25 protein-coding genes are annotated in these 22,683 nt (G+C 63.7%); 12 read left to right on the top strand and 13 right to left on the bottom strand.

The genetic code is table 11. The features are described from left to right. Nucleotides 1–8: 8 nt before the first annotated feature. The 3 genes from F7P65_RS17120 to F7P65_RS17110 form a co-directional block, all read right to left on the bottom strand. Nucleotides 9–251 (bottom strand): hypothetical protein, encoded by a 243-nt coding sequence (locus F7P65_RS17120; RefSeq protein ID WP_013053883.1) that lies wholly within the window; start codon nucleotides 249–251, stop codon nucleotides 9–11. 22 nt (nucleotides 252–273) lie between these two features. Continuing rightward, nucleotides 274–1,197: a formylglycine-generating enzyme family protein gene (locus tag F7P65_RS17115; protein ID WP_150293804.1), complete on the bottom strand. Its 924-nt coding sequence runs from the start codon at nucleotides 1,195–1,197 to the stop codon at nucleotides 274–276. Nucleotides 1,198–1,309: 112 nt separating this feature from the next. Next, nucleotides 1,310–2,242, bottom strand: coding sequence for a LysR family transcriptional regulator (locus F7P65_RS17110; protein WP_150293802.1), 933 nt, complete (start codon nucleotides 2,240–2,242; stop codon nucleotides 1,310–1,312). Nucleotides 2,243–2,371: 129 nt separating this feature from the next. Here F7P65_RS17110 and F7P65_RS17105 point away from each other — a divergent pair, with 129 nt between their 5' ends. From F7P65_RS17105 to benD, 4 genes are read left to right on the top strand one after another with little or no spacing between them, the layout of a single operon-like run. Next, complete coding sequence (locus F7P65_RS17105) at nucleotides 2,372–3,724, top strand: Rieske 2Fe-2S domain-containing protein (RefSeq protein WP_150293800.1); 1,353 nt, start codon at nucleotides 2,372–2,374, stop codon at nucleotides 3,722–3,724. Next, nucleotides 3,721–4,221 carry a benzoate 1,2-dioxygenase small subunit gene (gene benB / locus F7P65_RS17100; RefSeq protein WP_150293798.1) on the top strand — a complete coding sequence of 167 codons (501 nt, stop codon included), beginning with the start codon at nucleotides 3,721–3,723 and terminating at the stop codon, nucleotides 4,219–4,221. The genes F7P65_RS17105 and benB overlap by 4 nt, the downstream gene beginning before the upstream one ends. Nucleotides 4,222–4,244: 23 nt before the next feature. Continuing rightward, the gene (gene benC, locus F7P65_RS17095) at nucleotides 4,245–5,267 is read left to right on the top strand and encodes a benzoate 1,2-dioxygenase electron transfer component BenC (protein ID WP_150293796.1); all 1,023 of its coding nucleotides are present in this window, start codon (nucleotides 4,245–4,247) and stop codon (nucleotides 5,265–5,267) included. Further along, complete coding sequence (gene benD / locus F7P65_RS17090) at nucleotides 5,264–6,040, top strand: benzoate diol dehydrogenase BenD (protein WP_205452131.1); 777 nt, start codon at nucleotides 5,264–5,266, stop codon at nucleotides 6,038–6,040. The genes benC and benD overlap by 4 nt, the downstream gene beginning before the upstream one ends. A gap of 5 nt (nucleotides 6,041–6,045) precedes the next feature. On the opposite strand, the gene F7P65_RS17085 is transcribed toward benD, so the two are convergent. Continuing rightward, complete coding sequence (locus tag F7P65_RS17085; RefSeq protein ID WP_240334357.1) at nucleotides 6,046–6,333, bottom strand: hypothetical protein; 288 nt, start codon at nucleotides 6,331–6,333, stop codon at nucleotides 6,046–6,048. A gap of 152 nt (nucleotides 6,334–6,485) precedes the next feature. Here F7P65_RS17085 and F7P65_RS17080 point away from each other — a divergent pair, with 152 nt between their 5' ends. After that, the gene (locus F7P65_RS17080; protein WP_240334356.1) at nucleotides 6,486–7,091 is read left to right on the top strand and encodes a class I SAM-dependent methyltransferase; all 606 of its coding nucleotides are present in this window, start codon (nucleotides 6,486–6,488) and stop codon (nucleotides 7,089–7,091) included. Nucleotides 7,092–7,110: 19 nt separating this feature from the next. Here F7P65_RS17080 and F7P65_RS17075 read toward each other — a convergent pair whose 3' ends face one another. The 3 genes from F7P65_RS17075 to cysD form a co-directional block, all read right to left on the bottom strand. After that, nucleotides 7,111–7,857, bottom strand: a complete 747-nt coding sequence (locus F7P65_RS17075) for a 3'(2'),5'-bisphosphate nucleotidase CysQ (protein ID WP_150293866.1) — start codon at nucleotides 7,855–7,857, stop codon at nucleotides 7,111–7,113. Between the two features lie 17 nt (nucleotides 7,858–7,874). After that, nucleotides 7,875–9,797, bottom strand: a complete 1,923-nt coding sequence (gene cysN / locus F7P65_RS17070) for a sulfate adenylyltransferase subunit CysN (RefSeq protein ID WP_150293794.1) — start codon at nucleotides 9,795–9,797, stop codon at nucleotides 7,875–7,877. A gap of 127 nt (nucleotides 9,798–9,924) precedes the next feature. Next, a complete protein-coding gene (gene cysD, locus F7P65_RS17065) occupies nucleotides 9,925–10,836 on the bottom strand; it encodes a sulfate adenylyltransferase subunit CysD (RefSeq protein WP_150293791.1) in 912 nt (303 codons plus the stop codon). 86 nt (nucleotides 10,837–10,922) lie between these two features. Here cysD and F7P65_RS17060 point away from each other — a divergent pair, with 86 nt between their 5' ends. Both F7P65_RS17060 and F7P65_RS17055 read left to right on the top strand, forming a co-directional pair. Beyond that, on the top strand, nucleotides 10,923–12,023 hold the full coding sequence (locus F7P65_RS17060) for a helix-turn-helix transcriptional regulator (RefSeq protein WP_150293789.1): 1,101 nt from the start codon (nucleotides 10,923–10,925) through the stop codon (nucleotides 12,021–12,023). 34 nt (nucleotides 12,024–12,057) lie between these two features. Further along, on the top strand, nucleotides 12,058–12,984 hold the full coding sequence (locus F7P65_RS17055) for a LysR substrate-binding domain-containing protein (RefSeq protein WP_162854685.1): 927 nt from the start codon (nucleotides 12,058–12,060) through the stop codon (nucleotides 12,982–12,984). Nucleotides 12,985–13,021: 37 nt separating this feature from the next. Here F7P65_RS17055 and F7P65_RS17050 read toward each other — a convergent pair whose 3' ends face one another. Both F7P65_RS17050 and F7P65_RS17045 read right to left on the bottom strand, forming a co-directional pair. Continuing rightward, nucleotides 13,022–13,351 carry a hypothetical protein gene (locus tag F7P65_RS17050; protein WP_162854684.1) on the bottom strand — a complete coding sequence of 110 codons (330 nt, stop codon included), beginning with the start codon at nucleotides 13,349–13,351 and terminating at the stop codon, nucleotides 13,022–13,024. Between the two features lie 83 nt (nucleotides 13,352–13,434). Then, nucleotides 13,435–13,887: a 3'-5' exoribonuclease gene (locus tag F7P65_RS17045; protein WP_150293785.1), complete on the bottom strand. Its 453-nt coding sequence runs from the start codon at nucleotides 13,885–13,887 to the stop codon at nucleotides 13,435–13,437. Between the two features lie 80 nt (nucleotides 13,888–13,967). Between F7P65_RS17045 and F7P65_RS17040 the strand changes: the two genes are divergently transcribed. From F7P65_RS17040 to F7P65_RS17030, 3 genes are all read left to right on the top strand, one after another. Further along, on the top strand, nucleotides 13,968–14,645 hold the full coding sequence (locus F7P65_RS17040) for a spermine/spermidine synthase domain-containing protein (RefSeq protein WP_150293783.1): 678 nt from the start codon (nucleotides 13,968–13,970) through the stop codon (nucleotides 14,643–14,645). A gap of 73 nt (nucleotides 14,646–14,718) precedes the next feature. Further along, on the top strand, nucleotides 14,719–15,870 hold the full coding sequence (locus F7P65_RS17035) for a cupin domain-containing protein (protein ID WP_150293861.1): 1,152 nt from the start codon (nucleotides 14,719–14,721) through the stop codon (nucleotides 15,868–15,870). 6 nt (nucleotides 15,871–15,876) lie between these two features. Next, nucleotides 15,877–16,419, top strand: a complete 543-nt coding sequence (locus tag F7P65_RS17030) for a pseudouridine synthase (RefSeq protein ID WP_150293781.1) — start codon at nucleotides 15,877–15,879, stop codon at nucleotides 16,417–16,419. A gap of 14 nt (nucleotides 16,420–16,433) precedes the next feature. Here the strand turns inward: F7P65_RS17030 and F7P65_RS17025 are convergent, their stop codons facing one another. Together F7P65_RS17025 and F7P65_RS17020 are read right to left on the bottom strand one after the other, a co-directional pair. Then, a complete protein-coding gene (locus F7P65_RS17025; RefSeq protein WP_150293779.1) occupies nucleotides 16,434–17,117 on the bottom strand; it encodes a pentapeptide repeat-containing protein in 684 nt (227 codons plus the stop codon). Nucleotides 17,118–17,284: 167 nt separating this feature from the next. Further along, a complete protein-coding gene (locus F7P65_RS17020) occupies nucleotides 17,285–18,823 on the bottom strand; it encodes a right-handed parallel beta-helix repeat-containing protein (RefSeq protein WP_150293777.1) in 1,539 nt (512 codons plus the stop codon). A gap of 442 nt (nucleotides 18,824–19,265) precedes the next feature. Between F7P65_RS17020 and F7P65_RS17015 the strand changes: the two genes are divergently transcribed. After that, nucleotides 19,266–20,219: a cation diffusion facilitator family transporter gene (locus tag F7P65_RS17015; protein ID WP_150293775.1), complete on the top strand. Its 954-nt coding sequence runs from the start codon at nucleotides 19,266–19,268 to the stop codon at nucleotides 20,217–20,219. A gap of 273 nt (nucleotides 20,220–20,492) precedes the next feature. Then, a complete protein-coding gene (locus F7P65_RS17010) occupies nucleotides 20,493–20,969 on the top strand; it encodes a SulP family inorganic anion transporter (protein ID WP_150293773.1) in 477 nt (158 codons plus the stop codon). A gap of 153 nt (nucleotides 20,970–21,122) precedes the next feature. Here the strand turns inward: F7P65_RS17010 and F7P65_RS17005 are convergent, their stop codons facing one another. Together F7P65_RS17005 and F7P65_RS17000 are read right to left on the bottom strand one after the other, a co-directional pair. Then, the gene (locus F7P65_RS17005; protein ID WP_240334355.1) at nucleotides 21,123–22,175 is read right to left on the bottom strand and encodes a tyrosine-protein phosphatase; all 1,053 of its coding nucleotides are present in this window, start codon (nucleotides 22,173–22,175) and stop codon (nucleotides 21,123–21,125) included. Nucleotides 22,176–22,227: 52 nt separating this feature from the next. Then, a complete protein-coding gene (locus F7P65_RS17000; RefSeq protein WP_150293771.1) occupies nucleotides 22,228–22,641 on the bottom strand; it encodes a MarR family winged helix-turn-helix transcriptional regulator in 414 nt (137 codons plus the stop codon). Between the last annotated feature and the right edge of the window lie 42 nt (nucleotides 22,642–22,683).

Genomic DNA, 22,683 nt, shown 5'->3' with positions numbered 1-22,683 from the left:
CGTTCCGTTTAATGCACCTCGGCGCGCAGCCGCTCGACCAGCTTCTCAATCTCCCAGGGTTCGAGCACCCAGGTGCGCGTCTTGCGGCCTTCGCGATGGACCGGCTGGGTCAGCAGGATACGCGCCTGTTCCTTGGCATGGGGCTTGAAAATCGCGAAATGCTGGGCGCAATCGCGGATCGTGCCGATGATCGGCGCCTTGCCATCAAGGTCGATCATGGTGGCGGGCTGGTCCCAGGGCATGTTGAGCATCAAGTCGTCCCATATATGAAAATCAGCGGCCCGGTTCGCGGATGATGCAGCGGAAACCGATATGGCTGGTGGAGCTGTCCACCGCCTGCGGATGGCGGGCGGCGGGGCGGTAGCGCTGGCAATAGCTGGGCGCGCAGAGATGGGAACCGCCCTTCAACACCTTCCGTGCAATCGGCACATGCGGCATGGCGGGGTCCAGGCTCTCGCGCTTCGTGCCGCCGCGCGGATTGGAGGGGACGCAGCAGCTTCCCTTCGCCTTGCGCTCGACCCGGGGCTGCGCATACCAGTCGGTCGTCCATTCCCAGACATTGCCGATCATGTCGTACAGGCCATAGCCGTTGGGCGCGTAGGTGCGCACGGGCGAGGTCCGTTCATAACCGTCCTCCAGCAAATTGCTGTAGGGAAACATGCCTTGCCAGTAATTGGCGAGCATCGCGCCGCCGGGCGCGAGTTCGTCGCCCCAGGCATAATCCGCCCCGTCCAGCCCACCGCGCGCGGCAAATTCCCATTCCGCCTCGGTCGGCAGCGTCTTGCCGGTCCATTTGGCATAGGCCTCCGCATCCTGAAGCACGACATGGACCACCGGATGATCCCACAGATCGTCCAGATTGCTGTCGGGGCCATGGGGATGGCGCCAATCCGTGCCGAAGCTGAAATGCCACCATTGGCTGAAATCGTTGAGGTCGACCGGGGTCGCCGTGCGCTGGAACAGCAGCGATCCGGCCCGCGCCATTTCGGGCGGCATGCCGGGATAATCCTTGGGATCGGGGGCTGTCTCGGCAAAAGTGCGGTAGCCGGTGGCCTCGACAAATTCCGCGAACTGGCGGTTGGTCACGGGGGTTTCATCAATCCAGAAACTGTCCACGCGGACCTGCCGCACCGGCGCTTCTTCGGAATAGAAATTGTCCGAACCCATGGCGAAGGCGGCGCCTTTTATAAAGCGCATGTCCCGCGTCATGGCATCTGCTGTCTCGATCATCGGGTGACCATAGCAGCGGAAGGACCCGCTGTATCGGGCAAAAAAGCGCGGTGACGGTGCGTTTTCGCGCGTCTCTTTGTCACTGCTGAGGCAGGCGCCGCCTTAGCCCGGCAGATACCGGCCAGTGCCACTCATCGTAAATCGCCGCGACGCTGGCCGCCATGGCTGCCAGATTGGTCGAATTATCGTTTTTCCGGTGGCTCATGATGATGGGCGACACGGCCTTTTCGGTCAGTTCGCGGAACACCAGATCCCGCCGGCCCATCACATGGACCGAGGAGGGAACGATGCAGACGCCGACCTCCGCGGCGACCAGGCCCAGCGCCGTCTGCAATTCACGGACCTCATGGACGGCCGCCGGCGCCACGCCATGGTCGCGCAACAGCGATAGAACCTGATCGGCATAGCTGGGCCGGGGTTCGCGCGGATACACAATCACGGATTCGTCGGACAAGGCGGTGAGATCGACGGGCCGATCACCCTTGAGCAGCCGATGGCCGATGGGCAGGGCGGCGACCAGTTCCTCCTCGCGCAAGACCTCCCGTTCGATGGCGGGGTCTTCGAAGCGGAGGCGGCCGAAGCCGACATCGATGCGTCCCTCCTTCAGCGCGACGATCTGCTCGATGCTCATCATCTCGACCAGACTGAGTTCGACTTCGGGCACCGCCTTGCGGAAATTGCGGATGATGTTCGGCAGGCGGGCGTAGAGCACCGACGGCACGAAACCGACGACGAAGCGCGGACGGTTCGCGTTGACGAAGCTGCGCATCGCATCCTTCAACTCGTCCAGGCGGCGCGTGACCTGCACGGCATGTTCGTAGAACAGCCGCCCAGCCTCCGTCAGCGCCATGGGGCGGGCGTCGCGGTCGAAGAGGGTTGCGCCGACCTCGTGCTCCAGCTGCTGAATCTGGCGGCTGAGTGGCGGCTGGGCCATGTTGAGACGCTCGGCAGCACGGCTGAAATTGCGTTCCGCCGCGACGGCCATGAAGTAGCGTAACTGGCGAATGTCCATCGGTAATACCTACAGGGTATGACGCTGGACCCACTTAGTCTTTCCCAGCCCCACCCGCAAGGCATATCAATGTGACCCGGAAGTTTCATGACCGTGGGCGGATTCGCGCCAGGGGCAAGGAGAGAAAAGATGGGCATGATTGATCGCATCGCCAGCGCCGTCGTCGAGGATCCGGCCAACGGCATTTACCGCTGCCGCCGGGACGTCTTTACCGATCCGGCGATGTTCGACCTGGAAATGAAGCATATTTTCGAGGGCAACTGGGTATTTCTGGCGCATGAAAGCCAGATCCCGGAACCGAACGATTATTTCACGACCTGGATCGGCCGCAAGCCGGTGGTCATCACCCGCGACAAGAATGGCGAATTGCATGGTCTGATCAACGCCTGCGCGCATCGCGGGGCGATGCTGTGCCGCCGCAAACATGGCAATAAGGGCAGTTTCACCTGTCCCTTCCATGGCTGGACCTTCAAAAATATGGGCAAGCTGCTGAAGGTGAAGGACGGCAAGACCGGCGATTATCCCGCGTCCTTCAACACCGAAGGGTCGCACGACCTGACGCGCCTGGCGCGTTTCGAAAATTATCGCGGCTTCCTGTTCGGCAGCCTGAACGCGGACGTGCTCTCGCTGGAGGATCATCTGGGCGGGACGCGCGCTGTCATCGACCAGATCGTCGACGGCGCGCCCGAAGGTCTGGAAGTGCTGCGCGGCAATTCTTCCTATACCTATGACGGCAACTGGAAGCTTGGCATGGAAAATGGTGCCGACGGCTATCATGTCAGTTCCGTCCACTGGAACTATTCGGCCACCATGGGCCATCGCAACTATGAGGCGGAAGGCACCAAGACGGTCGATGCCAACGGCTGGTCGAAGAGCGTGGGCGGCGTCTATGCATTCGAACATGGCCATATCCTGCTCTGGACCAACCTGCTCAATCCCGAAGTGCGGCCGATCTATGCCCATCGCGAGGAATTGGAGGCGCGGCTGGGCAAGGAACGCGCGGCGCCCATCGTCGGCCAGACCCGCAATCTCGCCGTCTATCCCAACGCCTATCTGATGGATCAGTTTTCGACGCAGATCCGCGTCGTGCGGCCGATCAGCGTCGATCGGACCGAAGTCACCATCTATTGCTTCGCGCCCAAGGGCGAAAGCGCTGCCGACCGTGCGCTGCGTATCCGTCAATATGAGGATTTCTTCAACGTCAGCGGCATGGGGACACCCGACGATCTGGAGGAATTCCGGTCCTGCCAGGTCGGCTATGGCGGGGCGGACAAATTGTGGAACGACCTCAGCCGTGGCGCGGTCCACTGGATCGACGGCCCGGATGAGAATGCGCTGGCCATCGGGCTGAAGCCGCTGCTCAGCGGCGACCGCAGCGAGGATGAAGGCCTGTTCGTCCGCCAGCATGAATATTGGGCGGAGGCCCTGATCGCCGGCATCGGCCAGGACGAAACCGCCAGGGAAGAGGAAGACGTGGCATGAGCACGCTCGCCCGCATCACCATGGATCAGGTCACGACCTTTCTCTATCGCGAAGCCCGGCTCCTCGACGACCGGCAATGGGACGAATGGCTGACCTGCTATGCGCCCAAGGCGGTGTTCTGGATGCCGGCCTGGGACGATGACGACCTGCTCGTCGAAGATCCGCAGAGTCATATCTCGCTGATCTACTATCCCAACCGCGAGGGTCTGGAAGATCGCGTCTTCCGCATCAAGACCGAACGGTCGAGCGCCAGCATGCCCGAACCGCGCACCTCCCATTTCGTCAGCAATGTCGAAATCATGGAGCAGCGGGGCGATGTCGTCGACCTGCGGTTCAACTGGCAGACGCTCAGCCATCGCTACAAGAAGACGCAAAGCTTCTTCGGCACATCCTTCTACACGGTCGATTTCGGCGGCGAGACGCCGCAGATCACGTCGAAGAAGGTGATCCTGAAAGACGATTATATTCACCAGGTCATCGATATCTATCATATCTGACCTGGGCGGACTGGAGAGGAACCATGACTTTTCGCATTGCCCTCAATTTCGAGGACGGCGCCACCCGCATCATCGAATGCAAAGATGGCGAGAAGGTGCTGGACGCGGCCTATCGCAACAAGATCAACCTGCCGATGGACTGTTCCGACGGCGTGTGCGGCACCTGCAAATGCCATTGCGAGCAGGGCAGCTACGATCTGGGCGATGAATATGTCGAGGACGCGCTGACCGAGGATGAAGCGGCGGAGGGCATGGTCCTGACCTGTCAGATGGTGCCTTCGTCGGATTGCGTCATTCAGGTGCCGGTGCCTTCGAGCGCCTGCAAGCTGAAGCCCGCCGAGCATGACGCCGCGGTGGCATCGGTCGAACTGGTGTCGGACAGCACGATCATCCTGAAGCTGGACCTCGACGCGCCCGAAGCGCTGGCCTTCCTGCCGGGGCAATATGTGAACATGACGGTGCCGGGCACGAACGAGAGCCGGGCCTATAGCTTCAGTTCCAAGCCCGGCGCGGACCAGGCGAGCTTCCTGATCCGCAATGTTCCCGGCGGCCTGATGAGCGGCTGGCTGGGGAGTCAGGCGAAGGGCGGCGACCGCATGCGCTTCGTCGGGCCCAATGGCAGCTTCTTCCTGCGTCAGGTCGACCGGCCGCTGGTGATGCTGGCGGGCGGCACCGGCCTCGCGCCGCTGCTCTCCATGCTGGAGGTGTTGGCAGACCGGGGGACGGAACAGCCGATCCACCTGATCTACGGCGTGACCCATGACGGCGACCTGGTGGAAATCGACCGGATCGAGGCGCTTGCCGCGCGCCTGCCGACGATGACATGGGCCAGCTGCGTCGCGGACGAGACGAGCGGGCATCCGCTCAAGGGCTATGTCACCCATCATCTGACCGACGCGCATCTGAACGCGGGCGATTGCGATGTCTACCTCTGCGGGCCACCGCCGATGGTCGAGGCGGTCCGGCTGTTCTTCAGGGACAAGGGCGTGACGCCGGCGCACTTCCATTATGAGAAGTTCGCCGCCAGCGAACCGGTGACGGCATGATCTTCGCTGGACGCTTCGCGGGCAAGGCCATGGTCGTGACCGGCGCTGCGCAGGGGATCGGCCGGCTGGTCGCCCTGCGCGCCGCTGCCGAGGGCGCACGGGTCCTGCTGGTCGACCGCGCCGATTTCGTCGGCGACGTCGCGGCGGAGGCGGAAGGGGAGGCTCATGGCTTTTCCGCCGACCTCGAAACCCATGAAGGCGCGGCCGCAGCCATGGCGGCGGCGGCGGAGCGCTTCGGCGGGATCGACATCCTCATCAACAATGTCGGCGGCGCGATCCGCATGCGGCCCTATGTCGCGTTCGAACCCGCCCAGATCGAGGCGGAGGTCCGCCGGTCGCTCTTCCCGACGCTCTGGTGCTGCCATGCGGTGCTGCCGCACATGCTGGCGCGGGGCGGGGGCACGATCGTCAACGTCTCTTCCAACGCCACGCGCGGGATCAACCGCGTGCCCTATTCGGCGGCCAAGGGCGGGGTCAACGCCATCACCCAGAGCCTGGCCATGGAATATGCCCAGGCGGGAATCCGCGTGGTCGCCACCGCGCCCGGGGGTACCGCGGCGCCCGAGCGCCGCGTGCCGCGCAACCCGGACGGCAACAGCGCGCAGGAAGATGTCTGGATGCATGACGTGGTCAATCAGGTCACGGAATCGAGTTTCATGAAGCGGTACGGCACGCTGGAAGAGCAAGCGGCGCCGATCCTGTTCCTGGCATCCGACGAGGCCGGCTATGTCACCGGCAGCATCCTGCCCGTGGCGGGCGGCGATCTCGGGTAAATCTGTCAGCGCTTCCCCAGCCGCCGCCGGTTCCTGCGCACGGCCTGGCGATAATGGGTGGTGGAGCGCTGCATGACCGATAGCGGCGTCGTGCCGAGAGCGCCCGTCATCGCCTTCCAATGAAGCAGCGCTGCCGCTTCGATCTTTTCCCCCACCATCCGTTGCGCTTCGAAGGCTGCGGCGGAGCCACCGGCCAGCAATTTGGGCAGGCGCAGGCCAATGACCTCCGCCGCTTCCAGGCCGAGCTGCCAATAGCCCAAGGCCACCGACATCGGGTCGATCCGTTGCGTCACAAAACCGCCTTTCCGCTTCCCGCGTCGGATGCGCTCCGACTCCGGCGCGGATGATGCCCGACCGGCAGCGATTGCGCGAGCAAATGGTCATGCGGCCGGAACCCCTTCAGGGGAGACGGGTTTCTCCGATAAACGGGAAAAGTGAAGCCATCGTGACAGTATCGTTCGAGAAGGCGTTGATCGCAAACCGCAAGCCGCTGTTGTCGGGCTTGGCCATCCGCGAATTTTTCCGAAATCCCCTGGCGGTAGGCTCGGCCTTTCCGGCGTCGCGTCATCTGGTGGAGAGCATGCTGGCGCCGGTCGACTGGAAAGACATGGGCTGCGTGGTCGAATATGGGCCGGGAACGGGCATTTTCACGCGCGCGCTGCTGGCGCGCCTGCCCGACGATGCACGGCTGCTGGCCATCGATACCAGCGCTGCCTTCATCAGCCATTTGCGCGAGCGGACGCGTGACCGGCGCCTGATCGCCGTTCGCGGGTCTGCGGACAATGTGCTGGGCATCATGGCGGACCATGGACTGGACCGGGCGGACTGCATCCTGTCCGGCCTGCCTTTTTCCACGATGCCGCCGGGACGAGCGGCTCGGCTGATGGACAGAAGCTGTCGCGCCCTCGCGCCCGATGGCTGGTTGCTGGCCTATCAGATGCGCAGGGCGGTCGGTCCGCTTCTCGCCCGCCGCTTCGCCCGGCTGGCGACGGGGTTCGAATGGCGGAACATCCCGCCCTGTCATCTCTATTGGGCCTTCAGGCCCGGTTGAACCGTTCCGATACCGCCGTTCAAGCGGCCTCCGAAACCTTCGCGATGAGCGCCAGCACCTGCTGCGCATGCTCCTTGCGGCAGATCAGCAGATCGGGGAGGTAGACGTCGCTCTGATTGTAGACCAGCGGCGATCCGTCGATCCGCGAGCAGTGGAGGCCGTGAGCGAGCGCCACTGCGACCGGGGCCATGCTGTCCCATTCATATTGGCCGCCCGAATGCAGGTAGATGTCGGCCTGCCCCAATATGACCGCCATCGCCTTGGCGCCCGCCGATCCCATGGGGACGAGTTCGGCGCCCAGCTGTTCCGCCACCGCGACCGCCTCGGCGGCGGGGCGGGTGCGGCTGACGACCATGCGCAGCTTGTCCGGCGCGGGGGGCAGGTCGCGGGGCTGGTCAGAGCGCAGCACCGTGCCGCCGTCCAGTCCCGGCAGCGCGACCGCGCCGATGCTGGGCTGGCCGTCGATCGCCAGCCCCACATGCACCGCCCAGTCGCTCCGTTCTTCGCCATATTCGCGAGTGCCGTCGACCGGATCGACGATCCACACCCGGCTCATGGCGAGCCGGTCGGCACTGTCCTTCTCTTCTTCCGAGAGCAGCCCGTCCTCGCCCCGCACTTCGCGCAGGGCGTGGCAGAGGAACTGGTTGGCGGTCTGGTCGCCCGCCCTGCCCAGCGCCTTCGCGCTGAACAGGGCGGAACCACGGACTTCCAGCAATATGCGCCCAGCCACCTCGGCCAGATGCGCGGCCAGATCACCGTCGGTCATCGTTTCGATCGCCGCGCTCACGGGATCAGCCTCGCGATGATGGCATCGGCCGCCTGCTCGGCCGTCATGCCGGTGGTGTCGATGTGGATCTCCGGATCGTGCGGCGCCTCATAGGGGCTGTCGATGCCGGTGAAGTTCTTGAGTTCCCCGGACCGCGCCTTCTTGTAAAGGCCCTTGACGTCGCGCTTCTCCGCCTCGGCCAGCGGGGTGTCGATATGCACCTCGATGAACTCGCCGGGCTGCATCATCGAGCGCACCATGTCGCGCTCCGCCCGGAAGGGCGAGATGAAGGCGGTGATCACGATCAGCCCCGCATCGGTCATGAGCTTGGCGACTTCGCCCACGCGGCGGATATTTTCCACCCGGTCGGCATCGGTGAAGCCCAGATCCTTGTTCAGCCCATGACGCACATTGTCGCCGTCGAGCAGGAAGGTGTGGCGGTTCATCCGGGCGAGCTTCTTCTCGACCAGATTGGCGATGGTCGACTTGCCCGCGCCCGACAGCCCCGTGAACCAAAGCACGGCCGGCTTCTGGTTCTTGAGATTGGCGTGGAAGTCGCGGCTGACATCGGTCGCCTGCCAATGGACGTTCTGCGCGCGACGCAGGCTGAAGTGCAGCATCCCCGCCGCCACAGTGGCGTTGGTGATCTTGTCGATCAGGATGAAGCCGCCCAGCGTGCGGTTCTGCTCATAGGGTTCGAACACGATCTGCTTGTCGGTCGACAGGTTCGCGACGCCGATGGCGTTGAGTTCCAGCGTCTTGGCCGCCAGATGCTCCATCGTGTTGACATTGACCTGATATTTCGGGTGCTGGACCGTCGCGGTGACGGTCTGCGTGCCGATCTTCAGCCAATAGGGACGGCCCGGCAGCATTTCCTCATCCGCCATCCAGACGATGGTGGCTTCGAACTGGTCGGCGGCCTGCGGCGGGTTGTCCGACGCCGCGATCACGTCGCCGCGCGAGCAGTCGACTTCGTCCGCGAAGCAGAGCGTCACCGACTGGCCCGCAACCGCGACATCCAGGTCGCCGTCCAGCGTCACGATCCGCGTGACCGTGCTGGTCTTGCCCGAGGGCAGCACGCGAACGGCATCGCCCGGACGCACCGTGCCGGTCGCGATCTGACCGCTGAAGCCGCGGAAGTCGAGATTGGGCCGGTTAACCCACTGCACCGCCATGCGGAACGGCTTTTCCTGATCGGAAACCTGATCGACCTCGACCGTTTCCAGATGCTCGATCAGCGCCGGTCCCTTGTACCAGGGGGTGTTTTCCGACGGGCCGGTGATATTGTCGCCCTTGAAGCCGGAAATCGGGATCGGGGTGAAGGCCTTGATGCCGATGCTGTTCGCGAACTCGGTATAATCCTTCAGGATGCCGTCATAGACCGCCTGGTCATAGTCGACCAGGTCCATTTTGTTGATCGCCAGAACGATGTTCTTGATGCCGATCAGATGCGCCAGATAGCTGTGGCGGCGGGTCTGCGTCAGCACGCCCTTGCGAGCGTCGATCAGGATGACGGCCAGATCGGCGGTCGAGGCGCCGGTGACCATGTTGCGCGTGTACTGCTCATGGCCGGGCGTGTCGGCGACGATGAACTTGCGCTTTTCGGTGTTGAAGAAGCGATAGGCGACATCGATGGTGATGCCCTGTTCGCGTTCGGCGGCAAGGCCGTCGACGAGGAGGGCGAAGTCGATGTCCTGCCCCTGGGTGCCGACCTTCTTGGAATCCGACTGCAACGCCTCCAACTGATCCTCGAAGATCATCTTGCTGTCGTAGAGCAGGCGGCCGATCAGCGTCGACTTGCCGTCGTCCACCGACCCGCAGGTGATGAAGCGCAGCATCGTCTTGTGCTGGTGCGTTTCGAGATACTGGTCGATGTCCTCGGCAATGAGGGCGTCGGTCTTGTAGATGGGTTCGTCGGTCTTGGTGAGCGTATCAGTCATGTCGCTACCTCGTCATCCCAGCGAAGGCTGGAATCTCGTTGATCTGGGGGAGGGGTTGAGAAGGCGATGGTCTGCCCAAGGCCTGAGACCCAAGCATACGCTGGGGCCGAGCCGGGCAACGCCCGACTCAGAAATACCCTTCCTGCTTCTTCTTCTCCATGCCGGCGCCGCCAGCATCCTTGTCGATGGCGCGGCCCTGCCGCTCGGACGTGGTGGTGAGCAAAGTTTCCTGGATCACTTCAGGCAGCGTCTTGGCCGTGCTCTCGACCGCGCCGGTCAGCGGATAGCAGCCGAGCGTGCGGAAGCGGATCGAGCGCATCACCGGCTCCTCGCCTTCCTTCAGCGGGAAGCGTTCGTCATCGACCATCAGCAGCATGCCGTCGCGCTCCACCGTCGGGCGCTGGTCGGCGAAATAGAGCGGCACGATGGGAACGTCGTTCAGGTGGATATATTGCCAGATGTCCAGCTCGGTCCAGTTGCTGATCGGGAAGACGCGGATGCTCTCGCCCTTGTTCTTGCGGGCGTTGTAGAGATTCCACAGTTCCGGCCGCTGGTTCTTGGGGTCCCAGCCGTGCGAGGCGGTGCGGAAGGAGAAGATGCGCTCCTTGGCGCGGCTCTTTTCCTCGTCGCGGCGCGCGCCGCCGAAGGCTGCGTCGAAACCGTAGAGGTTGAGCGCCTGCTTCAGCCCTTCGGTCTTCCACATGTCAGTGTGGAGGGCGCCGTGGTCGAACGGGTTGATGCCGCGTTCCTGCGCTTCGGGATTGTGATAGACCAGCAGTTCCATGCCGCTCTCGCGCGCCATGCGGTCGCGCAGCTTGTACATTTCCTTGAACTTCCAGGTCGTGTCGACGTGCAGCAGCGGGAAGGGCGGCGGCGAGGGATAAAAAGCCTTGCGCGCCAGATGCAGCATCACCGCGCTGTCCTTGCCCACCGAATACAGCATCACCGGCTTCTCAGCCTCGGCGACAACCTCTCGCAATATATGGATGCTCTCCGCCTCCAGACGCTGAAGATGCGTCAGTCTCTTCGAATCGATCATCGTTCACCCACTTTCTTTTATGACACCGTGATGGCAGATGAAGGACAAGGCTGGACCTCCCATATGGGAGGGTATACAGAATAGCCATGCGACTGGACGATGGCGGATTATTGGCGGCTCTTCATGAGGGCATGTTCGAGCAACCCTTATGGACCGGGTTTCTCGAAAAATTGCGCGCGCGCACGGGCGCGATTTACGTGACGCTCATTTTCCGTACCATCGACGAGGATACGGTGATCGAACTGTTTGCGGGGGCGACGCCGCCGGCTGACATCCGTACGCTGTTCGTGGAAAAATATGCCCGCGATCCGCTGGCCTACCGGCACATGCGTGAAGGGCGCGTCTATTCGCTGGAGGAATTGATCGACCCCAAAAATCCGGTCCATCGGTCTTTCCATGAAGAACTCATGCTGCCGCAGGGCATGACGAACATGCGCTCCGTTCGGGTGACGGAACCGAGCGGCGTCGATGCGTGGCTGGGCTGCGTGGGCGGGCGGGAGATTGGCACCGCCGTCGGCTCGCTGTTGACCGCGCTGGTGCCGCATTTGCGGATCGCGCTGCGCAGTTTCGTCGCTTTCGAGCGGGAGCGGTTCCGTTCGTCCGTGACGTCGGAGGCGTTCGGGCGGCTGAATTTCGGCTGGCTGACGCTCGATGCGCGCTGCCGCATCATCGACATGACGCCCCATGTCGACCAGCTTTTCCAGCGAACGACGGTGCTGCGGCGCGGCCGCTACGACCGGCTGACGCCCGCATCGCCGGCACTGGATCGCGAACTGACGGCGCTGGTGAAACGCTATGCCGAGGATGGGGCCAAGGATGTGGAAACCCGCCCCAAGGCGTTCAATCTCAGCCGCGATCCGTGGATGGACATGTTGATCGCGCCCATTCACAGCCAGTCGGTCTCATCCAGTTCCAAGCCGGTCGCCATCGCCTATCTGAGCGGCGACCGCTGGTCGCAGGCGGACCGTTGCGAGCAGTTGACGGACCTGTTCGGCCTGCTGCCCAGCGAAGCGCGGTTGGCCTGGGCGATTGCGGGCGGGCTTTCGATCCAGGAAGCGGCGCGGGAACTGGGCATTACGGTGGAAACCGCGCGGAACTATTCGAAGAAGGTCTATTCCAAGACCGGATCGCGGGGGCAGGCGGAACTGGTCCGCAATATCCTGACCAGCGTGCTGGCCATTGCGTGATAGGGAAGGGGAGATATTTTTGCAGAGGGCTCAGGTGCGGATCACACTTCGTCAGCTTGCCGTGTTCGAAGCGGTCGCGCGGGAAGGCAGCATCGTCAAGGCGTCCGAAGAACTGGGGCTGAGCCCATCGGCGGCGAGCATGTCGCTGAAGGAGTTGGAAACCCATCTGGGAATCAGCCTGTTCGCGCGGGCGCGGCGACGGCTCACCCTGACGGATCGGGGACGCACGATGCTGGAAATGGCGCGGGCGGTTCTGGTGCAGGTCGCCGATATGGAAGCCTTGTCCATGCCGGAGGAATTGCGCGGGCGGCTGCGCATCGGCGCCGCGGCGCCGGTGGGCAATTATGTGCTGCCACGCCTGTGCGCCGATTTCATGCGCCACCATCCCCAGGTGCGGATCGACCTTAAGATCCTGCCATCGCAGGACGTGCTGGAGGGCGTGAGGAAAATGGCGCTCGACATTGGTTTCGTCGGCTCGCCGGTCAATTCCAGCTATCTGGACGCCCGCCCCTGGCTGCGCGACGCGCTGGTCATCTGCGCCGCGCCGGACAGCCCGCTGGCGCGACGCGGAACGGTGCATCTGACCGATCTGGCGCAGGAGGGCTGGGTGCTGGAAAAGACGCTGTCGAGCGAGCGCATCTCCTTCACCGTCGAGGCCCTCAAATATATCAGCTCCCTCAATATCCTGCTGGAAACCGACAGCGTGGAGGCGGTGAAGCGGGCGGTCGCGCATGGCGCCGGCCTTGCCTGCCTGTCACGCCTGTCCGTGGAGGAAGAGATCGGGCGCGGCGAACTGGCGGCGCTGGACGTGCCGGAATTGCGCTTCACCCGCGTCTTCAGCATGGTCAGCCGCCGCGACACGCAGCAGACCCACGCGTTCCAGGCATTTCAGGACTTTGCGGCGCGGACGATCGGGCAGGACGGTCCGGCAAGGGCCGAAGAGGAAGAGCCGCTCGTCTGACCATGCTCCCGATTTACGGGAGACATGCCGCCTAATCTCAATTGTCGCAATATTCCCAGCGGCCCGCGTTGCAGGCGGCGACCGCGCGGCGCCACGACGCCATCTGCCGGTCATAGTCGGCGCGGGCGTCGGCATAGGCGTCACGGTCGCGCTGCCGCACGCGGTAGGTCGGCCGGTTCCGGGCGTCCCGCTGACGGACATAGGCGAGTTGGCGCTGGTTCATCTGCTTGATGATGGCACGGTCGCGCGCCCGCGCCGCAGCGCTGCGCATCGTCGGATCGTGCGGGTCGTCCGCCCACGCCGCCGTCGGCAGCAGCGTCACGCCCAGCGCCATCGCGCACATAAACGAACCCATTTTCACGAACATTCTGCCCTCCACGCCCTGGCCCGGCTCTTCGCCTGCCCGCCGATGCAAGGCAATCGATTTGCGACGAATGGGGATGGCGTCGCTCAGACGAATGAGCCCAGGTAGAAATCCTTGAGGGCATGGGCATCGTGAAGCGCGTTGTGCGGCATCCTGCTGTTCGCGGCCGCGCTGAACCCCGCGCCGTTGATAAGTTCCAGGCGAAGGCCGTTCAGGTCGATCATCTCGCCCGGCCCGGTCGTGAGAAGCGCGCAGAAATGGGCCAGATCGTCCGGCCAGTCCGCGATGACGACCGGATCGCGATCGCTCGCCAGATAGGCCTCCAGATGCCGCGCCGCATCGACCCGGTTCAATTCATGGTCGACGCCAGGCGGCACGAAGCGGAGATAGGGAATCACATTCTGCGCGACCCAGGGATGAATGTCTGCGGGCAGCGGAAGGGAGACGTAGAAGTCCTGGTCGCCATATTCGGGTACGAGCGCCAGGCTGATCAGTTCACCGGCAAAGCCATTGAATTCGGTATCGAGGAAATATCGCATTTTTCCTCCTTTGACGCGGAGGCCCCTTGCCGTAAACCCCCGGCGGCGGCGGATGGATGCCGAACCCGAGAGAAAGTGACATGCAGGCGCGCGAATTTATCGGATCGGCCAAGGTGCCGGGCGGAGCGGAACTGACCCTCTATCGACGTGGCAGGGACTTCATGATCGTGCTTGAGGGCAATGAACTGATGAGCAGCCGGATGAGCGGCTCGGAGGAGGCGCTGGCCAATCTCAGTTGCGATCGGCTGCGCGGCCGGGCGCGGCCGCACCTGCTGATCGGCGGCTATGGCATGGGCTTCACCCTGCGCGCCGCGCTGGCTGCGCTGGGTCATGACGGGCAGGTCACGGTCGCGGAACTGGTGCCCGAGATCATCGACTGGGCACGCGGACCGATGGCGGATCTGATGGCGGGCTGTCTGGACGATCCGCGCGTGCGCCTGTTGCAGGCGGATGTGGCGGACGTGATCGAGGCGGGGCGAGGGACTTACGACGCGATCCTTCTGGACGTCGACAATGGGCCCGATGGGCTGGTGCGGCAGGCGAACGACCGGATCTATTCCGCGCGGGGCATTGCGGCAGCCATGGCGGCGCTCAGGCCCGGCGGCATATTGGCGATATGGTCGGCGGCGCCGGATGCCGCCTTTGCCCGCCGTCTTGCCCGTGCGGGACTGGCCGTGGACGAGGTGGCCGTGCGCGCCCGCAGCAACGGCAAGGGGCCGCGCCATGTCATCTGGTTCGCCACCCGGCGCGCGGCCTGAGGCGGATTTTTGACTCCGGCATCCAATGGGGGCAATGCGTCCGGCGCTGGCTCCCCATGCATTGCAGGACATGATGCAGATTGACGCTTTCGACATTGACCTATTCCTTCGGAACCATTGGCAGAAGCGGCCTGCGCTGATCCGCAATCCATGGAATGCGTGGGTCAATCCGCTGGCGCCCGAAGAGCTTGCGGGGCTGGCCTGCGAGGATGATGCCGAATCGCGGTTGATCGAGCAGGCGGGCGATAGCTGGACGCTGGCGCACGGCCCGTTCGCCGCCAGCCGATTTGCGAAGCTGGGCCGACAGCCATGGACCCTGCTGGTGCAGGCGGTGGATCATCACGTGCCCGATGTGGCCGCGCTCATCGATCCGTTCCGTTTCATTCCCAACTGGCGCATCGACGATGTGATGGTCAGCTATGCCACGGATGGGGGAGGCGTGGGGCCGCATTTCGACCAATATGACGTGTTCCTGCTTCAGGGGCTGGGCAGGCGCCGCTGGAGGGTGGGGCCGCGCTGCGATGAATCCACTCCCCTGCGGCCGCATGACGATCTACGCCTGCTCGCGGAATTCGACGCCACGGACGAATGGGTGCTGGAACCCGGCGACATATTATATGTGCCGCCCGGTTTCGCCCATGACGGAGTTGCAGTCGGTGACGATTGCATGACCTATTCGATCGGCTTTCGCGCGCCCTCGCGCAGCGAACTGATCGCGGACTGGTGCGATCATGTCGTCGAACGGATGCAGGAGGACGACCGCTATGCCGATCCGGATTTGCAGGCGCAGGACAATCCCGGCGAGATTTCCTCGTCAGCGCTCGACCGGTTGCACGGGATGATCGCGGAGCGAATGCTGGATCGCGACGCCTTCGCGCGCTGGTTCGGGGAATATAACAGCATCCGCAAATATCCCGACATCGACTGGCAGCCGGACGAAGCGATCGACAGGACCGATCTGCGCGATTTGCTGACCGCGCAAACGCCGTTGTGCCGGAACCCGGCGAGCCGTTTCTCCTTCATCCGACAGGGTGGGCAGGCGGTGTTGCTGTTCGTCGATGGCCAGAGTTTCGAATGCGCCGGCGAAACCGCCCTGCTGGCGGAAGCGCTGTGCGCCGGGGAGCGCGTGCACCCCACGCCCGATCTCACCCATTCGCCGGCGGCACTCAATTTGCTGGCGGCGCTGGTCGATCAGGGCAGCCTGGCCTTCGAACAGGAGGATTGAGGAGCCATGGCGCGGCTGATCCTGTTCAACAAGCCCTATGGGGTCATGACGCAGTTCACGGATGCGCGTTCTCCCACCGTTCGGCCGACATTGTCCGCCTATATCGACGTGCCGCACGTCTATCCTGCCGGGCGGCTCGACCTGGACAGCGAAGGGCTGCTGCTGCTGACCGACGATGGCCGGTTGCAGGCGCGCATCGCCGATCCGAAGTTCAAAATGCCCAAAACCTATCTTGTTCAGGTGGAAGGCGATCCGCAGGAGGCCGCGCTGGATCGACTGAGGCAAGGCGTCCGGCTGAAGGACGGCATGACGCTGCCCGCCGAAGTCGAGTCCATCGCTCCGCCGCCGCTTTGGCCCCGCGATCCTCCGGTCCGCTTCCGCAAGACCGTGCCGGATGGGTGGATCAGGCTGACGATCCGGGAAGGACGCAACCGGCAGGTGCGCCGGATGACCGCCGCGGTCGGCCTGCCGACGCTGCGGCTGGTGCGGTGGAGCGTCGGGGACTGGACGATAGAGGGCATCCCGCCGGGGAATTGGCGGGAAGCATAGGCGCGCTGTGCCGTTCAGCGCACGTGGAGACCCAGTTCGCTGAGAAGCTGCGTCGCCTGGTCGCGGGATATTGTCGCGCCACGGAAAGGTGCGGCATCGACAAGCCGCAGGCCGCCGAGATCCGCGCCCCGCAGATCGGCGCCGTCGAAGCGGCAGCCGTGCATATTCGCCTCGCGCAGGCTCGATTCGATGAAATTCGCCTGACGGAAATCGCAATTGCGCAAATCGGCCTGCGAGAAGTCGACGCGTTTCAGCGTGGCGCGACGAAAGGAGAGGCGGGGCAGCTTGGCATTGATGAGCAGCGTTTCCTCGAAATCAAGGTCGATCGCCCGCACTTCGCTAAGGTCGGCGCCGGTGAGTTTGCACTGGCTGAATCGCGCGGCTTCGAGCAGGGCGCGCTTGAACGAGCCATTATTGAAATCGCTGGCGACGAACGCCGCTTCGCTGAGATCGCATCCGCTAAGATCGGCAAAGGGCGCCCGGCAGGACTGCCAATGCGTACGCTCAAGCCTGCTCCCCCTGAAATCCGCTTTCCGCAGATTGCAGCGCTGGAAAGACCATCCCGACAGGTCGAGATTCGATAAATCCGCCCCCTCCATATCGCAGTCGATGAGCGAATGCTCGCCGCTGAGCCGCTGGAGGTCGGCACGGGTCAATAGTCTGTCGCGAACCGTTCGCTCGGCGGAAGGATTGTCCATACCGCCCCGGTAGCGCACCGGAGCCATCCGGTCCAACAGCGAAACGACGGCGCGGCGTCCTTCTTATACCATCGCGCTCGATCTTCGACCGATCACAAGTGGGTTTCGCGCAGGTGCCGCGCGGGCTTTACCAATGTCCGATGAGTCAAACTCATCGCGCCTTGCTATTAGCGCCGCGCCTGGAAGATCGAATTGCGGCGCGGCTGCTGCAACAGGATCGGCCTTCCCAGTTCCCGTTGCAGCATGGCCAGCATCCAGGCCCGATGGCGGTCGAGAAAATCGGAAAATCCCTCCGGTCTTGCAGGATCGAACGTTGGGACCTGCCAATCCAAAGCCGGTTCCTCATAGGGGATGGAAGGCTGGCCAAATCCGTCCGGCGGCAGATCGACATGGCTGCCCAGATAGCTGTTCCGCTTGAAACGGATGGACCGGACGGGAGCAAAGCCCGCCTGGATCAGATAATCGGGACCGCTTCGTCCGCTTTCGCGGCCATAGCGCGCCGTGCCCGCGACCTTGAAGCTGTTGCCGACGAAGCGGACCTTGCGCGCCCATCCATTCCATTGGGTGGCGACCACCATCTGAATGTCCATCGCCTTGCCGACATGGATCACATTATTTTCGATCAGCACGTCCGACACATTGCCGGAAAGCTGGAATATCCGCGTTCCGTCATTTCGGCTGACGTTGAACCGGGCCCGCGTGCCGCGATTGCCCAGATTGTCGCTGCCGTCGCGCCGGGGCGAGCAGATCAGCAGAAAGCCGCCCGCATTGTCATGGCTGTAATTGTAGAGGAAGGTCGTCCGGCGCGAGTTGAAGTCGGAATCGAAACCCTGGCCGTCATAGCGCGTGCGCGTGAAGGCCGCCTCGTTCAGTTGGATCAGGCTGTTGTCCGTGCTCCACTGCCAGATTCCGGCGTTGTAGCCGGGCGCCCTGCTGCCGGCATAGCGCACGATATTATGTTCGATCAGCGCGCCGTCCGTGCCGCGTGGCACGATGCCGTCTCCGCCAATATCCTCCAGATAATTGTCCCGAATGACGACATTCCTGCTGGGAAACCAGTTCGACGCAGACACCCGGTCGCTGATCCCGGCGATGCCTGAACGATCGACCCGCCACAGGATATTCCGCTCGATCCTCAAATCCTGGAAACGGGTTGCCCGTTGCTTTCCGGTCGCGCGGAACAGGATGCCGCCATTGTCCTTGCGATCATTGGTGCCGCGAACATCATGAACGTAGATGTCGCTGATGCGGATGCCCCGCGTCACGCCGCGATTTTCGGCCGATACCAGCACGCCGATGCGGTGCGCCGGCACGGGCGCGTCATTGGTGACTTCCAACCCCTCGACCGTGACATGACCCGCGTCGATCACCCCGATGGCGTAGGGGGAGACGCCGCCCACATCGATGCGCGGCCTGGGGCCTTGTCCGGCCGCCTCGACTATGATGGGCGCGCCCGCCCTGCCCGACCGCCGGAGCGTCAAGGGTTCCTTCCAGACGGACCCTGCCATCAGCCGAATGCGGTCGCCAGGCTGGAAGGGAAAATCGCCCAGCCGCGCCAAGGACCGCCAGGGCTGGTCCTCGCGCGTTCCGCTGGAACGATCGTCCCCGCGATTGGCATCGACATAATAGGTTTCGGCATAGGCCTGTGCGACGAAGCCCGGCGAAAATAACAGCGCTGGAAGGGCGATTGCCCAGCCAATCTTCAAGTCGCAGTCCTTTTACGAGCGGCGCATTTCCGCCCTGAGCCGATATTTTATCAGCGAACCGCCCGCGTCAACCGGATGACCGATATTCTGCCGATCGGATGACGCGCCAAAGATCAGCGGAAGAAGAAAAACCAGATGATGAGGACGAGTGGCAAGGGAACGCCCAGCAGCCAGAGCAAGCAACCTCTTCCCATATGAAAACCTCCTGAACCATATCCGCTGAACCAACGCATTGACGTGGAGCGGCGTTCCATCCGCCCTTCATCCAGAATGTAGTGCGTCCAGGTGGAGCATGTCTGGCGTTTGCGTCAGGGTGAATCTCCTCTACGTTCCGCAGAACTCTCTTCGCATCCGGGAGTTCTCGTCCGATGCGGAAAGGAGATGCGCGCATGATGGCAGCGATTCCTGAATTTCATCCCAGCCTCCATCCGGGCTGAGCGGCATGGCGAGAACGGGGCGCGCCGCGCATTTCCGGGACAATATCGTTTTATACGGCGCGCTGCTGGCCAATGTCGGGATCGCCATCGCCAAGTTCGTGGCGGCTGCGCTGACCGGATCGTCCTCCATGCTGACGGAGGGCGTTCATTCGCTGGTCGACAGCGGCAACCAGTTGCTGCTGCTGTACGGTCAGGTGCAGGCGAAGCGGCCCGCCGATGCCGCCCATCCTTTCGGTTATGGTCGGGAACTCTATTTCTGGGCCTTCGTCGTGGCGATCCTGATCTTCGCGGTGGGCGCCGGCGTGTCGGTCTATGAAGGATGGGTCCATATCGAGCAGCCGGAACCGCTGCGCGATCCGGGCGTGAACTACGCCGTCCTCGCCATCGCCTTCTTGCTGGAGGGCAGCAGCTGGACGATTGCGGTGCGCGAATTCGGTCGCAAGCGGGGACCGAGCAGCTGGTGGCAATCGATCCGCCGTTCCAAGGACCCGGCAGGCTTCATTGTCCTGTTCGAGGACAGCGCGGCGCTGGTCGGGCTGGTCTTCGCCGCGATGGGGGTCTGGGCCAGCCATTATTTCGCGGCGCCCCGGCTGGACGGCGTTGCCTCCATCGCCATCGGGCTGGTGCTGGGCGGGGTGGCAGTGCTGCTGGCGCGCGAGGCCAAGGGGCTGCTGATCGGGGAAAGCGCCGATCCCGCCATTATCCAGACCGTTTGGCATTTGCTCGACCAGCGGCCGGAAATCACCGCCGTCAACCATATCCGCACCATCCATACGGCGCCCGACGCGGTATTCGTGGCGATCAGTGCCGATTTTGCCGACGAGTTGGGCATGGGCCGGGCGGAAAGCCTGATCGAGGAACTGGAAAGCGCCATGAGGGCGGCCATTCCCGAACTCACCTCCATCTACATCCGCCCGGAAAAGCGGCAGGACGCTATTCTCCAGCCGCGCCCATTCTAGGGTGTGTGGGGATTCAGCCCATGGCGGGCTGCAAATTGCGGCTTTCTGCGCTTCCGGTGCTCACGTACTTAAGTACGCTGCGCGCCGGTTCTCGAACGCCACCATTTTCGCCTCACCCTGAACTCAATCCCCACACACCCTAGAGCGATTTTCCAAGCGGTCGAAAAGGATCGCCGGTTAAGAAATAGCGCCAAACAACGCGCTCTTGCCGCCGCGCGTGATGCTTGCGACACTGTGTCCCAGCTATGGGGCAAGCCGAGCGGAGGATGACCCATGCACAGGCGCGATGCCATCGCCGGGCTTTCGATTGCGGGCCTGATGCTGCCGGAGGCGATTGCCTATGCCGGGATAGCGGGTTTGCCGCCGCAACGCGCGATTGTGGCCGCCGTGGCCGGGTGCATCGCCTATCTGGTCCTGGGGCGCAGCCGCTTTGCCATCATTTCCCCGACCTCGTCCTCCGCCGCGATCCTGGCGGCAGCGCTGGCGGCGCTCCCGCCCGATGCCGGGCCGAAGGGGACGGTCGCGACGCTGGTGGTCGCCATGGTCGGCGCGATGTTCTGCACCATGGCTGTCGCGCGACTGGGGGGGCTTGCCAGCTTCATATCGCGCCCGGTGTTGCGTGGTTTCGCGTTCGGGCTGGCGATCACGATCATCGTCAAGCAATTGCCCATCGTCGTGGGCCTGCCGCCGACCATCGGCGCTCTGCTGGGCGCCCTGACCGGCAGCGAGGCGTATACCAAGGCGCGATGAGTTTGCCTCATCGGACCTTGGTAAAGCCCGCGCGGCGCCTGAGCGAAACCCACTTGTGATCGGTCGAAGACCGAGCGCGATGGTATAACAGCAAGGTGGAGCGATGCGTCGGCATCGCCCCACCTTGGAAATGTTCAGGCGCCGGACGGGATCTTATTGCAGATAAGCCTGCTTGAGCGCGGCGATATCCACGGCGCTGACGCCGACTTCCTGCTGGAGATAGTTTTCGACCGAGCCCCAGTGGCTGTCGATCTCCTCGAACGCGCTGGAGAGGAAGGCCTTGCCGTCCGCGTCCTTGAGCGGTTCGGCTTTGGCGGCGGGATTGCTCTGGAACCGCGCGAACATCTGCGCCACCGGATTGTCGGGATAGAGCGCGGCGTTGATTGGCGGCAGTTCGAAACGCGGCTGGCGATAGGCGGTCGAAAGATGATAATCCGCCAGGATCACCTCACGCGGGACACCCAGCGCCGAGAGGATCAGCGCCGTCGCGAAGCCGGTGCGGTCCTGCCCGGCCGAGCAATTATATTCGACCGGCCCCTCCTGCCGCTTCAGAATGTCGAAGACGAGGCGCATCTGGGGCGCAAGCTGCTGCGGCAGATTGCGATAGAGCGCACCGCCATTCTGCAGATCGCCCTTCATCATCCCCGCCATCGAATAGCCGATGGCCGAATAATGCACGCCGTCGATCTTCGACGGGGCAAGCTGTCGTTCTTCATCCGAGCGGAGATCGACCATGTTGCGCAGCCCGAGCGCATGGACCTTCGCCAGATCGTCCGCCGACAGCATGGCCGACGCGCCCGAGCGATAGATGAGGCCCCATTTGACCTGACGCCCGTCCGCCGTCCGATAGCCGCCAATGTCCCGGAAATTCGATCCCTGGGCGAGCGGCACAAGCCGTTCCGACAGAGTGACGACGCTGTTGTCCGATCGATCGCGCAACAGGAAATAGGGCCGCTTGACCGGATCGACCTGGACCGTCTGCGCCCCATCGGTGTCGGCGGCGGAAACCAGCCGGGCCGAGGCGACATCCGCGTCCGGCCGGTCGGCCTGATAGACATCGACCTTTCCGGCGGTCCAGCTCAGCCTGACGGCGGTGCCGGAAATCCGCTCTGCCTTGGCATCGGCCACGCGGGCCGATGCGGGCATGGCGGCCAGCGCCAGCGCGGTGAAGCCTGTTACCCAGATCGGGGCGCGCATTTTGGTCATCCTTCCTCCTTCATTTTGATCGACGGCACGGGCCTTTGCGCCATGCCCCCTATTATGCAAAACGGGTGAGCAACTGGTCGAGCAACGGCCGCAGCCGCCTGATCTCATCCCGATGCGTTGCCGACAGGTCCGCCAATAGACCCAGGGCGTGCGGCGTCAATTGCAACTGGGCGCGGCGCCGGTCCGCCGCCGTGGAATGGCGTGTCACCAGGCCCAGCTTTTCCAGCCGGTCCACCAGCCCGGTCGCGCTGTGCGGCTTCAGCAGCAGGCGCTTCGCCACATACCCTACGGTCGCATCTGCCGCCGGCACAGCCCGCAGGGCGAGCAGCGCCTGATGCTGTTGCGGCGTCAGGCCCATCTGCGTCGCGCGGTCGTCGCTGAACGCCTGAAACTGGCGCAGAGCGAAGCGAAATTCCGCAAGGGCGATATAATCTTCGTCGTTCAGTGTGGCGGTTTCTGCCTGCATGCTCGCCTTCTCTTGATATATATCGCTCTACGATATAACTGC

Source organism: Sphingobium estronivorans (genome assembly GCF_008692605.1).
Taxonomy (GTDB): domain Bacteria; phylum Pseudomonadota; class Alphaproteobacteria; order Sphingomonadales; family Sphingomonadaceae; genus Sphingobium; species Sphingobium estronivorans.
Note: the sequence above shows the minus strand (reverse complement) of the source record. Positions and strands in the feature narration are given on the sequence as shown.

Excerpts from the sequence above, each read along its gene's own strand:
- F7P65_RS17120 (WP_013053883.1), bottom strand. The coding sequence starts at position 251 with ATGCTCAACATGCCCTGGGACCAGCCCGCCACCATGATCGACCTTGAT.
- F7P65_RS17005 (WP_240334355.1), bottom strand. The coding sequence starts at position 22,175 with ATGACCAAAATGCGCGCCCCGATCTGGGTAACAGGCTTCACCGCGCTG.
- F7P65_RS17015 (WP_150293775.1), top strand. The coding sequence starts at position 19,266 with ATGGCGAGAACGGGGCGCGCCGCGCATTTCCGGGACAATATCGTTTTA.
- F7P65_RS17060 (WP_150293789.1), top strand. The coding sequence starts at position 10,923 with ATGCGACTGGACGATGGCGGATTATTGGCGGCTCTTCATGAGGGCATG.
- F7P65_RS17010 (WP_150293773.1), top strand. The coding sequence starts at position 20,493 with ATGCACAGGCGCGATGCCATCGCCGGGCTTTCGATTGCGGGCCTGATG.
- F7P65_RS17110 (WP_150293802.1), bottom strand. The coding sequence starts at position 2,242 with ATGGACATTCGCCAGTTACGCTACTTCATGGCCGTCGCGGCGGAACGC.
- F7P65_RS17050 (WP_162854684.1), bottom strand. The coding sequence starts at position 13,351 with ATGTTCGTGAAAATGGGTTCGTTTATGTGCGCGATGGCGCTGGGCGTG.
- F7P65_RS17040 (WP_150293783.1), top strand. The coding sequence starts at position 13,968 with ATGCAGGCGCGCGAATTTATCGGATCGGCCAAGGTGCCGGGCGGAGCG.
- cysN (WP_150293794.1), bottom strand. The coding sequence starts at position 9,797 with ATGACTGATACGCTCACCAAGACCGACGAACCCATCTACAAGACCGAC.
- F7P65_RS17000 (WP_150293771.1), bottom strand. The coding sequence starts at position 22,641 with ATGCAGGCAGAAACCGCCACACTGAACGACGAAGATTATATCGCCCTT.
- benD (WP_205452131.1), top strand. The coding sequence starts at position 5,264 with ATGATCTTCGCTGGACGCTTCGCGGGCAAGGCCATGGTCGTGACCGGC.
- F7P65_RS17045 (WP_150293785.1), bottom strand. The coding sequence starts at position 13,887 with ATGCGATATTTCCTCGATACCGAATTCAATGGCTTTGCCGGTGAACTG.
- F7P65_RS17105 (WP_150293800.1), top strand. The coding sequence starts at position 2,372 with ATGGGCATGATTGATCGCATCGCCAGCGCCGTCGTCGAGGATCCGGCC.
- F7P65_RS17025 (WP_150293779.1), bottom strand. The coding sequence starts at position 17,117 with ATGGACAATCCTTCCGCCGAGCGAACGGTTCGCGACAGACTATTGACC.
- F7P65_RS17035 (WP_150293861.1), top strand. The coding sequence starts at position 14,719 with ATGCAGATTGACGCTTTCGACATTGACCTATTCCTTCGGAACCATTGG.
- F7P65_RS17030 (WP_150293781.1), top strand. The coding sequence starts at position 15,877 with ATGGCGCGGCTGATCCTGTTCAACAAGCCCTATGGGGTCATGACGCAG.
- F7P65_RS17075 (WP_150293866.1), bottom strand. The coding sequence starts at position 7,857 with ATGACCGACGGTGATCTGGCCGCGCATCTGGCCGAGGTGGCTGGGCGC.
- cysD (WP_150293791.1), bottom strand. The coding sequence starts at position 10,836 with ATGATCGATTCGAAGAGACTGACGCATCTTCAGCGTCTGGAGGCGGAG.
- benB (WP_150293798.1), top strand. The coding sequence starts at position 3,721 with ATGAGCACGCTCGCCCGCATCACCATGGATCAGGTCACGACCTTTCTC.
- F7P65_RS17115 (WP_150293804.1), bottom strand. The coding sequence starts at position 1,197 with ATGCGCTTTATAAAAGGCGCCGCCTTCGCCATGGGTTCGGACAATTTC.
- benC (WP_150293796.1), top strand. The coding sequence starts at position 4,245 with ATGACTTTTCGCATTGCCCTCAATTTCGAGGACGGCGCCACCCGCATC.